Origin of the sequence: Acinetobacter sp. H1(2024), assembly GCF_046557555.1 — a bacterium.
In the GTDB taxonomy this organism is placed as follows: domain Bacteria; phylum Pseudomonadota; class Gammaproteobacteria; order Pseudomonadales; family Moraxellaceae; genus Acinetobacter; species Acinetobacter seifertii.
Window position 1 is genome coordinate 393691 of record NZ_JBKGFO010000002.1, and the last position, 13288, is coordinate 406978.

11 protein-coding genes and 1 pseudogene are annotated in these 13288 nt (G+C 38.7%); 7 read left to right on the forward strand and 5 right to left on the reverse strand.

Annotated features, from left to right (window positions below; translation table 11 throughout):
- Positions 1-65: 65 nt before the first annotated feature.
- Together ACLCEG_RS07635 and ACLCEG_RS07640 are read left to right on the forward strand one after the other, a co-directional pair.
- A pseudogene (locus ACLCEG_RS07635) lies at positions 66-1627 on the forward strand (peptide MFS transporter).
- Positions 1624-3426: an aminopeptidase P family protein gene (locus ACLCEG_RS07640; protein WP_410566937.1), complete on the forward strand. Its 1803-nt coding sequence runs from the start codon at positions 1624-1626 to the stop codon at positions 3424-3426. The pseudogene ACLCEG_RS07635 and the gene ACLCEG_RS07640 overlap by 4 nt, the downstream one beginning before the upstream one ends.
- Before the next feature lie 122 nt (positions 3427-3548).
- On the opposite strand, the gene ACLCEG_RS07645 is transcribed toward ACLCEG_RS07640, so the two are convergent.
- From ACLCEG_RS07645 to ACLCEG_RS07655, 3 genes are read right to left on the reverse strand one after another with little or no spacing between them, the layout of a single operon-like run.
- The gene (locus ACLCEG_RS07645) at positions 3549-4028 is read right to left on the reverse strand and encodes a hypothetical protein (protein ID WP_019457764.1); all 480 of its coding nucleotides are present in this window, start codon (positions 4026-4028) and stop codon (positions 3549-3551) included.
- Positions 4018-5334 (reverse strand): LysM peptidoglycan-binding domain-containing protein, encoded by a 1317-nt coding sequence (locus ACLCEG_RS07650; protein WP_410566940.1) that lies wholly within the window; start codon positions 5332-5334, stop codon positions 4018-4020. The genes ACLCEG_RS07645 and ACLCEG_RS07650 overlap by 11 nt, the downstream gene beginning before the upstream one ends.
- 2 nt (positions 5335-5336) lie before the next feature.
- Positions 5337-5777 carry a hypothetical protein gene (locus tag ACLCEG_RS07655; RefSeq protein WP_410566942.1) on the reverse strand — a complete coding sequence of 147 codons (441 nt, stop codon included), beginning with the start codon at positions 5775-5777 and terminating at the stop codon, positions 5337-5339.
- A 113-nt stretch (positions 5778-5890) separates the two neighbouring features.
- On the opposite strand from ACLCEG_RS07655, the gene ACLCEG_RS07660 reads away from it, so the two are divergent.
- The 5 genes from ACLCEG_RS07660 (at position 5891) to ACLCEG_RS07680 (ending at position 9912) form a co-directional block, all read left to right on the forward strand.
- On the forward strand, positions 5891-6541 hold the full coding sequence (locus ACLCEG_RS07660; RefSeq protein ID WP_240287338.1) for a hypothetical protein: 651 nt from the start codon (positions 5891-5893) through the stop codon (positions 6539-6541).
- Positions 6542-6747: 206 nt separating this feature from the next.
- Complete coding sequence (locus tag ACLCEG_RS07665; RefSeq protein ID WP_039250772.1) at positions 6748-7332, forward strand: anthranilate synthase component II; 585 nt, start codon at positions 6748-6750, stop codon at positions 7330-7332.
- 9 nt (positions 7333-7341) lie between these two features.
- Positions 7342-8391 (forward strand): anthranilate phosphoribosyltransferase, encoded by a 1050-nt coding sequence (trpD, locus tag ACLCEG_RS07670; RefSeq protein WP_049064964.1) that lies wholly within the window; start codon positions 7342-7344, stop codon positions 8389-8391.
- 9 nt (positions 8392-8400) lie between these two features.
- Positions 8401-9207, forward strand: a complete 807-nt coding sequence (gene trpC / locus ACLCEG_RS07675) for an indole-3-glycerol phosphate synthase TrpC (protein WP_410566944.1) — start codon at positions 8401-8403, stop codon at positions 9205-9207.
- Between the two features lie 9 nt (positions 9208-9216).
- Positions 9217-9912 (forward strand): Smr/MutS family protein, encoded by a 696-nt coding sequence (locus ACLCEG_RS07680; RefSeq protein ID WP_151749960.1) that lies wholly within the window; start codon positions 9217-9219, stop codon positions 9910-9912.
- A 10-nt stretch (positions 9913-9922) separates the two neighbouring features.
- Here ACLCEG_RS07680 and xdhC read toward each other — a convergent pair whose 3' ends face one another.
- Positions 9923-10906 carry a xanthine dehydrogenase accessory protein XdhC gene (gene xdhC, locus ACLCEG_RS07685; protein WP_410566947.1) on the reverse strand — a complete coding sequence of 328 codons (984 nt, stop codon included), beginning with the start codon at positions 10904-10906 and terminating at the stop codon, positions 9923-9925.
- Positions 10907-10912: 6 nt separating this feature from the next.
- Positions 10913-13288 carry a xanthine dehydrogenase molybdopterin binding subunit gene (gene xdhB, locus ACLCEG_RS07690; RefSeq protein WP_410566949.1) on the reverse strand — a complete coding sequence of 792 codons (2376 nt, stop codon included), beginning with the start codon at positions 13286-13288 and terminating at the stop codon, positions 10913-10915.

A 13288-nucleotide genomic window follows, 5' to 3' on the forward strand; every position in this document is an offset into this window, starting at 1 on the left:
AAATAAAATATAAATTTTGGTTATAAATAATCAAACTAAAAGTTATGTTTATAAAAAAACAGAAAATCATTCAAGGATTTGAATAATGAAACATGAACTTAAACAGCCAGATAAAGCATTTTTTGGTCATCCTAAACCGCTACAAGGCTTATTTTTTACAGAGCTTTGGGAAAGGTTTTCTTATTATGGTATTCAGCCTTTACTTATTCTCTACATGATTGCTATGGTCAATGAGGGTGGCCTAGCACTCGACCGACCAACGGCTGCCGCTATTGTTGGGTTATTTGCAGGTTCAATGTATTTAATGACCGTCTTTGGCGGATGGGTTGCAGATAACTGGTTAGGGCAAGCACGCGCTGTCTGGTATGGATCAATTATTATTGCCTTAGGTCATTTATCAATTGCCCTTAGCTCTCTGTTTAATCAGTCTTTCTTTTACTTAGGTTTAGTACTGATTGTTTTAGGTACCGGATTATTTAAAACCTGTATTTCGGTGATTGTAGGAACACTATATAAAACTCATGACGCAAGGCGTGATGCAGGTTTTTCTATTTTTTATATGGGAATTAACATGGGGTCTTTTATTGCCCCACTCATAACGGGACTGTTGGTACAAAATCATGGCTGGCATTTAGGCTTTGGTATTGGTGGCATCGGAATGTTAATTGCTTTATTAATTTTCCGCTTTTTTGCACTCCCGCAACTTCAAACTTTTAATGAGTTACGTCAGGAAACCAACACCTGCAATAAACCTGTTGTAGATAATAAAAATGCACCCAAAATTGTATTTAGTTTTTTATTCGTAGTTGCGATGATTATTGCGTTAACTTTATTTGGGATTATCCACATTAACCCAGTCATGGTAGCAACCTACTTAACCTTAGGAATTGGCCTAGGAATTATTGCTTACTTTGCTTATTTATTGCTTTTCCTTAATTTAGATCAAAACGACAAATTTAAAATTATTATTTGTTTTGTGTTATTGATCACTTCCGCTCTTTTTTGGTCTGCTTTTGAACAAAAGCCAACATCTTTTAATTTATTTGCTCAGGACTATACAAACCGCAATGTTTTAGGCTTTGAAATTCCAACCGTATGGTTCCAGTCTATTAATGCCTTTTTTATCATTATTTTTGCCCCAATTGCCGCATGGCTGTGGGCAAAACTAGGCAAATCGAATAAAGACCCCAATTACATTTCAAAATTTATTATTGCGCTTTTACTCGCGGCAGGCGGATTTTTAGTAATGTCGTTTGCTAGCCGTTTTGCGATTAGTGATGGTTTGGTTTCGCCGTTTTGGATTGTAGGCAGTTTATTTTTACTTACACTAGGAGAACTCTGCCTAAGTCCAATTGGTTTATCGACCATGACCAAACTTGCACCAAATGTAATTCGTGGGCAAATTATGGGACTATGGTTTACAGGTACTGCTTTAGGTAACCTCATGGCAGGTCTAATTGGCGGACAAGTTTCAGCAGATGCGATCGAACATTTACCAAGTTTATTTATGCGCTGCGTATTGGCGTTGGTTATTGGCGCAATCGTGTTATTTTTATTAAAGAAACCCCTGAATAAATTAATGAATAAAACTAGCAACAAAGTTCAACCTAATTTGGAAACGATATGACCGACTTAACTGTTCCAGAAAAACTAGCAAAACTTCGTGAACTCATGACCACTCAACACGTTGATGCTTTGGTTGTTATGAGTGCAGATCCTCATATGTCAGAGTATTTACCTGACTACTGGAAAGCAAGGCAGTGGTTAAGCGGTTTTAGTGGCTCTGTTGGCACCTTAGTTGTGACCCAAAACTTTGCTGGACTGTGGGCTGATGGTCGCTATTGGGTGCAAGCCGAACAACAACTCGCTGGAACTGGCTTTCAATTACAAAAGCTGACCAGTGATGAGTCTTCAACACATCTTGCATGGATTGAGAAAAACTTATCCGCTGGTTCGGTTATTTCAGTAAACGGTCAAACGCTTTCAATCCAGCAATTTAAGGCTTTAGAAGCTACAGCAAAACAACGCGGTTTTAAACTTGAAACACAACAAGATTTAATCGGTTCAATCTGGTCCAACCGCCCTGAACTTCCTTCAGAGCAGATTCATTTAATGTCCGAAGGCTTAAATGCACTATCTCGTAAAGAAAAAATTCAGGCGCTTCGTGAGACATTAGCTAACAAGAATATTACGGGTCATTTTATTTCATCTTTAGATGATATTGCATGGGTCTTAAATGCACGTGGGCAAGATGTAGAATATAACCCAGTATTCCTTTCGCATTTATATATCAGTGCCGAACAAGCTGTTTTATTCATTGATAGCAACAAAGTCGATTTAACTACTCAGCAAGCTTTCCAAACTAATGGTATTGAGATTCGTGACTATCAAGATACAGCTCAGTTTTTAGCGAATATTTCAGATGCCTCGGTACTTTTAGATCCAGCCAAAGTATCGATTTTTCATGAACAAGCCATCGCAAAAGATATTCGGATTGTCTACGACATCAACCCAAGTACACTTTTTAAATCGCGTAAACATGAAAGTGAGATAGCTCATATCCGTCACGCCATGGTGAAAGATGGGGTTGCACTATGTCACTTTTTTCACTGGTTGGAAAAAGCACTTCATCACGGTGAAAGCATTTCCGAACTGACCATTGATGAAAAGATTACAGCTTTCCGTGCTGAGCAAGAGGGTTTTATAGGCCCAAGTTTTTCAACGATTGCTGGCTTTAATGCCAATGGCGCTCTACCCCATTACCGTGCAACTGAAGAACACTACTCATTCATTCAAGGCGATGGCCTATTACTGATTGACTCTGGCGGGCAATATGTTGATGGAACAACGGATATCACGCGTGTTGTTCCAGTTGGTACACCAACAGAGCAACAAAAACGTGACTATACTCTGGTTTTAAAATGTCATATTGCTTTGGCAAAAACCATTTATCCAGAAGGTTTAGCTGCTCCTCTACTCGATTCAATTTGTCGTCATACTTTATGGCAACATGGTTTAGATTATCGCCATGGAACAGGACACGGCGTAGGCTTTGCGCTTAACGTACACGAAGGACCGCAAGTACTTTCTTATTACGCACCAATACATGCCCATAGCAAACTACGCGCGGGAATGATTATTTCTAACGAGCCAGGTCTTTACCATGAGGGACAATACGGTATTCGTATTGAAAACCTCGTTGCAAACCGTCTCCACTCTGGATTTGAAAAAACTTACGGTGAATTTTTAGAGTTTGAAACGCTGACCCTTTGCCCGATTCATTTAGATTGTATCGTTATTGATCTGCTAACGAATGAAGAAAAAGATTGGTTAAATGGTTACCATCAAACTGTTCAAGAAAGACTAGCTGAACACGTGTCTGACGATGTTTTAGATTGGCTGATTTATAACACACGTAAGATTTAAATATTTAATAGCATTAAATCAAAGCCTTGAAAGAGTCAAGGCTTTGATTTAAATCCTATAAGATATGGGAATAATCAAAAACCATACTAAATACTTATTCTAATCCGTTTATTATTTTTGATTTAGTTACAGTTTCTGTCTAATAGAATTTTAGGAACTTTTTTCTTATAGAGTTCAAACTTTTTTGTAATTTGTCTGTCTCTGTTTCCAACAAATGACTTATTAGCTATTAATTCCATATCACCTTTATTTGATTTTTTACTATCATCAGCAATAAGATCATCCAAGTCATCATTAGTTTCTATCAAACCATTCTTATATCTATATTTTAAATAATTTGTATTAATCAAATTATCCTTCTTAAAATTGAACTTATATTTTTCTTGTCCAGATTCTCCATAAAGACTCAATATAAGAGAACAATAATTTTTCTCTTTTTTCAATTCAATCCCACCACCTTCAGGACTAATTCCCTGATCGGTTAAATCCAGCTCATAGATTTTCTTTGGAGACATGTTAGTTTTAGCAGATAAGTTGCATCCTGTTAAGAGAAAGAAAAAGCTAATAATAAGTTTTATTATGGTACCTTGTTTATTTAACATCATATACTACCTTTAATGGATCACCGCCTGCATCTTTAGTTAATTGTCTAAGCTGCGACATAGTTTTTCCAGTTTTTAGTTGGAAGTGAGGATTATCAATTATTGATTTCCAATCGCCACCCCACTCTAATCCAATATTTTTCCCGACAGGAGCGACTTTTCTCAGTATTTGAATATTTTTAGCATCCGACTTTGCATCCATGTGAAGTTTACCATCTTCCCATAATGGAAAAACATCAACAGCCAAAGCAAAGTTATGGTTACTTTGACCACCTCGTGCTCTTGTTACAATACTTCCGGACGTTGTACGTCCTTTGGCGTATAAAGCATCTTGCTGTGCATAGGTACGATAATCTTGAACAATAACAAGTTGTACCTGATGCTTTGCATACACTTCATTGATGAACTTTCTGATTAAGTCCCTTACTTGTGGATGTAATCTAGCTATAGCTCTCTCATTCTTTGCAGAAACTTTTGAAGATACAGAGTTTGATGATGATACCTTTGCAACTGGTGTCTTTTCCTTATTTTTTGAGGCATCCTGAACAACTTTAGGTGATGTTACAGGGTGATTCTCTTCTTTTTCCTTCTCAGTATGTGGTTTAGGCACAGTAGGCTTAATTTGACGATCATAGACTCTTATCTTCTGGTTTTGTGAGATTTTACCATCACTTAATCCATTAAGTTTCTTAATTTCGTCAATGCTATTACCTGTAAGTTTAGCAATTAAAGGCAAAGTATCGGTTCGCTGAGCTACGATAACCTTAGTTTTCTCTGCCTGATATTGCTGTGATACAGAGGGGGTTGGCTTATTTTCAGGTGCAGGCGAAGAAACCTCAGTTTTATTGGTAGGTATCTTTAAGACTTGCCCAGCATGAATATCTTGGTCATTTTTTAAGTTGTTGATTCTTATTAACTCAGCCGAAGTTGTATTGTTGTCTTTCGCGATTCGAGATAAATAATCTCCTTCAGCAACAATATAAGTTGATCTAACATATCCTCCCTGTGCTACTTCTTTAGTAGTTAGCTTTATACCTTTAAGCAAGACTTTAGGACTACGTATAGTAAAAATAGTCTTTTCGCCAATTAGTTGTATTTTAACTTTAGAGTTGTACTCTCCAGTGACTATGCTTCTAACTCGAACATCAATAACTGTTCCAACTGGACGTTTAATCCATACTGATTCGCCATTGGCAATAGTAACAAACTCAGAAATTAATGAGGAACCAACCCAAAGTTGATGAGCTAATCCATTTATTGGTTGGCCAAGGGCATCTAAGAATTTTATATTGGCTAAACAATCCATGATTATATCTCACCCCCATGTTCATGATTTTCGTGTGAACCACATTTACATTCATAATCATGTTCATCATCTTCATTGCCAGTTTCGACTGAAACAGTCCAGCTCTCATCTATACCAATCAGAATATCGCAGGCTTCATTAGTAGATGTATTTATACGTTGAGTTCGACCATGTTCATCTAGCGTTCCTGAAATATAAGTATTGCTTTTATTATTAATTAATTTATATTTCACATTTGAAAAATTAGATTCATAAAATAAATCATAAAAATCCCATTTATTTGTATAATTATTAACCTGATTAACGATAGGTAAATTAGGAAGTTCCGCTTTAACTCGCTGTCCATTATTAAAGATATGTTGACCAGCTTTAACTTCAAACTTACCCCCTGTTATCAAACTAATACCTTTATCATTAATTACAATACGTGTACCACCAGCCATACTTTTTTTATTCTCTAATATTAGAATATAAAGTTATACTAGCATAATCTGATTAAATCTAAAAATTAAACCCAATGACTATGATTGTTTCTGCTCACCTAGGTGATGTTATTATGATTGCAGCAGATAAGAGAGCAATGAATTATAATATTAATACTAATGAATTAAGCGTATCACATAATAATGAAAATAAAATACAGTTATGGTGCAGAGGTGCAGTTGCGGGAACAGGTGATGTTGTATTAATAAGTAGAATAATGAAGCGATTCGCTGATATCCCTATTGAAGAACAAAAGATTAAACAAATAGATTTTATTGCTGAGGAAATAAATAGAAGATTATATGAAGGGTTACCGATAGATTTTATTAATAATAATACAATTGTATTTTCTATTTTTAATGGTGTGAATTCCTTATTATACTCAATACCGATTAGCGCATTTCTTGAAAAACAACTCTCTAATAATTATCTTAATAAAGTTGAACCAAAAACAGTTGAAGTGTGCTGTCTACATACTCCTCCAGATTTATCGTATCTAAAAAACTTTCAAAGTAATTTACGGAGTCTTAATAGTTTCGATAGCACTGTTCAATTCCTTACCTGTTATGTTGAACAACTCAAACAAATCTTTGCAATCCAAGCTTCAATTGATCCCAGTGTTACTTCTGCATTTGATCTATATTTAGAGTCTTGCCATACAGGTCAAAGGCTTGCTTTACATATTGAAAATCCACTTTTAATATCATCTACTATGTTTAAATGACTAAACATCTAATTTAGAAGTACTTATTTTGGTATACTTCTATGTAAAAGATAAAGTCGAAGAATATAAAAATTCTGATATAGTAGCCATCTATTGATGGTGGCTTTATTTTAAACATGAGTACTTTAGCAATCCTGAGTACCAATTGAGTATCAAAAACCACATCTAAATGGAATCCCCTTATTTATTAGCGAGTTGAATCTAAAATGCTTCTAATGATCGACAATTACGACTCTTTTACCTACAACATCGTCCAGTATTTTGGCGAGTTGAATCAGGAAGTAAAAGTAGTTCGCAATGATCAAGTCACATTAGAGGATATTGAACGATGGCAACCTAAATATCTGGTTATTGGTCCTGGTCCTTGCTCCCCAAGTGAAGCTGGTATTTCAATTCCTGCAATTAACCACTTTGCCGGAAAAATTCCTTTGCTTGGCGTGTGTTTAGGACATCAAAGTATTGGGCAAGCTTTTGGCGGAAACATTGTAAGAGCCAAAACAGTGATGCACGGACGTTTATCTGATATGTACCATAGTAATAAAGGTATTTTCAGTAATCTTCCTAGCCCATTCTCGGCAACTCGTTATCATTCATTGGTGATCGATCAGCAAACTCTGCCTGACTGCCTTGAAGTAACGTGCTGGACTAATGAAGCAGATGGCTCAATGGAAGAAATCATGGGTGTTAAACATAAGACATTGCCTGTTGAAGGCGTGCAGTTCCATCCTGAATCAATCTTGAGTCAACATGGCCATCAAATCTTTAAAAACTTTTTAGATATTTATGCATAAGTGATCCCTATGAATATTCAACAAGCACTTAACCATATAACAAAAAATATTCACCTAACTCAGCCGCAAATGGAAGACATTATGCGTAGCATCATGCAGGGTGAGGCAACCGAAGCACAAATTGGTGCTTTAATGATGGGCCTTCGTATGAAAGGTGAAAGTATTGACGAAATTACTGCTGCTGCGCGTGTCATGCGTGAATTTGCCATCAAAATTGATGTCAGTGATATCAAATACTTAGTTGATATTGTCGGCACGGGTGGCGATGGTCAGAACTTATTTAATGTCTCTACCGCTTCAAGCTTTGTAATTGCGGCGGCAGGTGCAACCATTGCCAAACATGGTAACCGTGGCGTTTCAAGCAAATCAGGTTCATCTGACTTACTTGAGCAAGCTGGTATTAATCTTGATTTAGACATGCAACAAACTGAACGCTGCATCCGTGAGATGGGTGTAGGGTTTTTATTTGCTCCAAACCACCACAAAGCAATGAAATATGCTGTTGGACCACGTCGAGAGCTTGGTGTTCGCAGTATCTTTAATTTACTTGGCCCGCTTACGAATCCGGCTGGTGTAAAGCGTTTTGTGATTGGGGTATTTTCAGATGAACTTTGTCGTCCAATTGCCGAAGTAATGAAACAACTTGGTGCTGAACATGTGATGGTGGTTCATTCAAGAGATGGGCTTGATGAAATTAGCCTTGCAGCTCCTACAACTGTTGCTGAACTCAAAGATGGTGAAATTACTGAATGGACACTTACTCCTGAAGATGTCGGAATTGAGTCACAAACTTTAAACGGTTTAGTGGTTGCGGACGCCGCTTCCAGCTTAAAGCTGATTAAAGATGCATTAGGTAAAAATAAAACTGATATTGGTGAAAAAGCAGCAAATATGATCGCGCTTAATGCAGGCGCAGGAATTTATGTGGCGGGTATTACCAAAACTTATGCTCAGGCTGTTACCTTCGCTCAAGATATTATTTACGGCGGACAAGCTTTAGAAAAAATGAGCGTTTTGGCTGAATTTACCAAAACATTAAAACAATGTCAGGCAGATTAAGGATCTCTCATGATTAATATTCAAAATACCATTTTAGGTAAAATTGTTGACCGTAAACATGAGGAACTTACTGCGCGATTAAAACAACGTAATTTGCAAGACGTTGAAGAATTAGCAAAAGCTGCGACTCCAGTACGTGGCTTTGCTAATGCTTTACAACATAAACGTCCAGGTGTGATTGCTGAAATTAAAAAAGCATCTCCATCAAAAGGAGTTATTCGCGCAGACTTTAATCCTGCTGAAATTGCCCAGCAATATGAAGAAGCTGGTGCAGCCTGTTTATCGGTACTGACTGATGTTGATTTCTTTCAGGGTGCAGATGAAAATATTGCGATTGCTCGCAATCATTGTGCCCTGCCTGCTTTGCGCAAAGACTTCTTGGTCGACCCATACAATGTAGTTGAAGCACGTGCTTTGCATGCTGACTGTATTTTATTAATTGTTGCTTGTTTATCTGACCAGCAACTCGAAGAAATGTCAAAAACTGCGTTTGAACATCAACTAGATGTATTGGTTGAAGTTCATGACGAAGAAGAAATGGAACGCGCGTTAAAGCTTTCTGAACAATGTTTATTAGGTGTGAATAACCGTAATTTAAAAACGTTTGATGTAGATTTAAATACGTCTATCCGATTGAAAAAATTACTTCCGTCATCACGTTTATTAATTACTGAAAGCGGTATTGCGACGCCAGACGATGTGCATATGATGCAAGAGCATGATATTCACAGCTTCTTGGTCGGCGAAAGTTTTATGAAACAACCACGTCCAGATCAAGCTTTTACTGCTCTTTTTGGACAACCTCAAACGGTTTAATGAAGATATATGAGTAATAAAGATTCATCGCTTTCTAAAGAGCAACAAAAATTATTGAAGCAATTTAAAAAGCAAATCTCCAATCCTCATTCAAGCAAAATCGCAAATCAACCTGAGACTAAAAAATCTCAGGCTGAGCCTGAAGAATTGGAAGATATACATTTGTTTCAACAAGCTGTTGCAGGTGTTAAACGCATCAATAATAGTAATGTGGCTAATGTCAAACCACCTCGTGCCAAAAAAGTCGATGCACAAACACTAGCTAAACGTGCAGCTGCCGAAGGTGGCCGTGATACCGAACATGCTGAATTATCAGACACTCAAGCTGCTTTAAATCCAGTCGCAAGCCAAGCTTCATTAAGCTATCGCATTGCAACACTTCAACATAAGGTGTTTGAAGACTTAAAAGCAGGCAAGATGCGTTGGTTTGAGGCTGTAGATCTACACGGCTGTACCATTGAACAAGCGCGTGACGCAGTTTTACAAATTATCCAGATGGCAAAAGATGAAAATCAAAATGTCATTAAAATTGTTCATGGTAAAGGCCCCGAAGCGGTCTTAAAAACCTATGTCAACGGATGGTTACGCCAACATCGTGATGTTTTAGCCTTTGTAAGTGCTCCAGAAAATCAAGGTGGCACAGGTGCAGTTCTCGTGCTGCTTAAACGCGCAGAAAAAAATCCAAAGTTCGAACAAAAAAAATGATCCTTTGGGATCATTTTTTTACATCAAACACCTGCAATAATTGAGCAACTACTGCAATGGCAATCATTGCAGGTTGTTTCGATGAAATTCCTTCTACCCCGATCGGGCAAACCAAACGTTGTAATGTTTCTGGGGTATAACCACGTACTTGCATACGCTTTTCAAAAATAGCTCTTTTACTTTTTGAACCAATCATTCCTACATAAGCAAATGGTTTCGCCGTAGGTTTTAAGGCTGTAAAACACAATTGCAAATCTAGTTGATGATCGTGCGTTAAAATTAAAATTGCCCCCGAACGATCAAATTGCTCGATCTCGGCGTCTAAAGTATCAGTCGTTATACATTGCACCTGTTGCAGTAAATCGGATGGAAAAATATCATCACGCGGATCAATCCATTTCACCCGAACTCCAATAGGCAATAAACAACGAACAATTGCTTCACCCACATGCCCTGCTCCACAAATCAGCACTTGCATGGCATAAGGTTGAATCTGCTGGCTAAATTGCCATTCTTCACTGCTGCCAGAATGAAACTCGAAACTTGGTTGTTGTTCTATATCCTTAGTCTGCCAAGTGGATGCATATTGATGTGAGACGGTACGCCATATATGCTTTCCGCTTCGCCATGCTTTCAAACTCGCAGATAAATCCAATGTGATCGCAGCGGGTGATATTTTTTCAAACAATAACCACATTACTCCGCCACAACACTGCCCTAGCCGAGCACTGAGGTTAAAGCGTTCAATACGCCTCACACAAGTTTCCATTTCACTTAACATTGCTTTAGCAATATCAATGGTCTGAAACTCTAAATGCCCGCCACCAATCGTATCGGACTGCTGCCATTGCTGTTGCAAATTAAACCGCAATAACATGGTTGCACCCACTTCTCGTGGTGTTGAACCATCAGCGCGAACTACTGTGACCAATACCATAGGCAGAGCATCGACTTGCCACGCTACAAAATCAGTCCACCATTGTAAATGTTGCATAATCTTCTACATTTTAGCTTGTGGTCGGTCAGCCAAAGCTTGTCCGCGTCCAATCGCAATTGCGCGTAAAATTTCTTCGGCAGTTGCTGGAGCATTGAGTACGAGCGGTGCATTTTCTGGAATAGCCGCCTGTACCGCCTGACGAATTGCAGAAAAAACAGATAATGCCAACATAAATGGCGGTTCACCTACCGCTTTAGAGCGATAGATGGTGTCTGCCTGATTTTGGTTATCAAACAGTTTGACATTAAAAATATGAGGAATGTCTACACTGGTCGGGATTTTATAAGTTGAAGGCGCATGGGTAAACAAACGGCCTATGTGTGGCCCCTGCGGCTGCCAATACAACTCTTCTGTCGTGAGCCATCCCATCCCTTGTACAAAACCACCTTCAATTTGCCCAATATCAATTGCAGGATTAATTGACTGCCCAACGTCATGCAAAATGTCGGTACGTAATACTTTCATTTCCCCAGTTAAGGTATCTATTGCAACCTCACTAACCGCTGCACCATAGGCATAATAGAAAAATGGACGCCCCAAATGGTTGACCTGATCATAGTGAATTTCTGGCGTTTTATAAAAACCGCTGTCCCATAGCTGTACACGCGCCATATATGCCCGTTGAACCAAATCTGGAAATGTCCATGAATGACCATTCACTGCTGAAACCATACTATCTTCAAACTGGACTTGGTGAGCAGCACTTTGACTTATTTCTGCTGCAAGTTTTGCCAGACGCTCACGAATTTTAATACAGGCATTTTGAACCGCTTTACCGTTTAGATCTGCGCCACTCGATGCTGCGGTTGCTGATGTATTTGGCACCCGAGAAGTATCAGTTGCAATTAAACGAATGCTATCGATTGGTAAACCCAACTCATGAGCGGCAACCTGCCGTACTTTGGTATATAGCCCCTGTCCCATTTCTGTACCACCATGGGTGATAGAAACAGTACCATCCATATACACGTAGACCAGTGCACCCGCCTGATTGTAATGCACGGCGTTAAACGAAATACCAAACATTAAGGGTGTTAACGCAATACCACGCTTAATGATGTCATTGTTCTCGTTAAAGGTATGAATGCTTTGTTTGCGTTTCGAATAATCGCTACTTTGCAATAATTCGGCTACCAATTTTGGCGCAACATTATCACGGACTTCTGCCCCATAGTGCATACGGTCACGTCCAGCACCCGGCTGTTCGGCAAAGAAATTACGCTGACGAATTTCAACTGGGTCACAACCTAAATAACGAGCAATATCATCAATAATATTTTCAATGACAAACATACCTTGTGGCCCACCAAAACCACGATATGCGGTATTGGACACAGCGTTGGTTTTACAGCGTAAGTTACGTAGCTCAACTGCATTTAAATAATAGGCATTGCCAATATGGCAAATCGCTCGTTCATTTACTGGCCCAGATAAATCAGCCGAAAAACCGCAGTTTGAAGCCAGTTGCACCTTTAAGCCTTGTAAAATACCACTGTCATCAAAGGCTACAGACCACTCATAAGCAAAACCGTGACGTTTACCTGTAGCGCTCATATCATCATCACGATCTAAGCGTAATTTACACGGACGACCTGTTTTTTGTGCTGCCAAAGATGCAATGCATGCCCACTGTGCTGACTGCGATTCTTTACCACCAAAACCACCACCCATACGACGGCTTTCCACACTCACCTGATGCATATTCATGCCTAGCGCATGACAAATCAGTAGCTGCATTTCGGTTGGATGTTGTGTCGAACAATAGACTTTTAAGCTCTGATTCTCTTGTGGAATCGCATAGGAAATTTGTCCTTCGAGATAAAAATGCTCTTGCCCACCCAGCTCAATAGCACCTGAAAGATGATGTGCTGCATTTTGAAATGCCTGTTCAACTTCACCATGACTAAAGTCAACAGGCGGCAACACCCACGATTCTTTTTCAATCGCATCTTGAATGGTTAAAATCGGAGTTTCGGGCACATATTCAATTTTTGCCAAGCGAACTGCCTGACGGGCTTGCTGATAACTGTTAGCAACAACCACAAACAAGGCTTGTCCATAAAATTCGACCTGATCTTCGGCAAAAATTGGATCATCTTTAACAATGGGTCCCCAATTATTTTCAACATCAATATCCTTTGCCGAAAAAACTGCATGGACACCATCGGCTTGACGTACTGCATCCAAATCGAACTTACTGATTTTGCCTTTGGCACAACTTGAAAATCCGACAGCTAGGTGCATGGTATTTTCAAGCTCAGGTAAATCATCAATATATGTTGCCTGCCCCGTTACATGTAAATGGGCACTCTCGTGTGGAATCGAGTCGCCAGCTTTAGCTGATTTTTTAGAAATGCTTAAGTTAATGGTTTGATTCAT

Bases quoted from the DNA above. Each gene is read 5' to 3' on its own strand.
- ACLCEG_RS07640 (WP_410566937.1), top strand. From the start codon at position 1,624: ATGACCGACTTAACTGTTCCAGAAAAACTAGCAAAACTTCGTGAACTC.
- ACLCEG_RS07645 (WP_019457764.1), bottom strand. From the start codon at position 4,028: ATGTTAAATAAACAAGGTACCATAATAAAACTTATTATTAGCTTTTTC.
- ACLCEG_RS07650 (WP_410566940.1), bottom strand. From the start codon at position 5,334: ATGGATTGTTTAGCCAATATAAAATTCTTAGATGCCCTTGGCCAACCA.
- ACLCEG_RS07655 (WP_410566942.1), bottom strand. From the start codon at position 5,777: ATGGCTGGTGGTACACGTATTGTAATTAATGATAAAGGTATTAGTTTG.
- ACLCEG_RS07660 (WP_240287338.1), top strand. From the start codon at position 5,891: ATGATTGCAGCAGATAAGAGAGCAATGAATTATAATATTAATACTAAT.
- ACLCEG_RS07665 (WP_039250772.1), top strand. From the start codon at position 6,748: ATGCTTCTAATGATCGACAATTACGACTCTTTTACCTACAACATCGTC.
- trpD (WP_049064964.1), top strand. From the start codon at position 7,342: ATGAATATTCAACAAGCACTTAACCATATAACAAAAAATATTCACCTA.
- trpC (WP_410566944.1), top strand. From the start codon at position 8,401: ATGATTAATATTCAAAATACCATTTTAGGTAAAATTGTTGACCGTAAA.
- ACLCEG_RS07680 (WP_151749960.1), top strand. From the start codon at position 9,217: ATGAGTAATAAAGATTCATCGCTTTCTAAAGAGCAACAAAAATTATTG.
- xdhC (WP_410566947.1), bottom strand. From the start codon at position 10,906: ATGCAACATTTACAATGGTGGACTGATTTTGTAGCGTGGCAAGTCGAT.
- xdhB (WP_410566949.1), bottom strand. From the start codon at position 13,288: ATGAATCAAACCATTAACTTAAGCATTTCTAAAAAATCAGCTAAAGCT.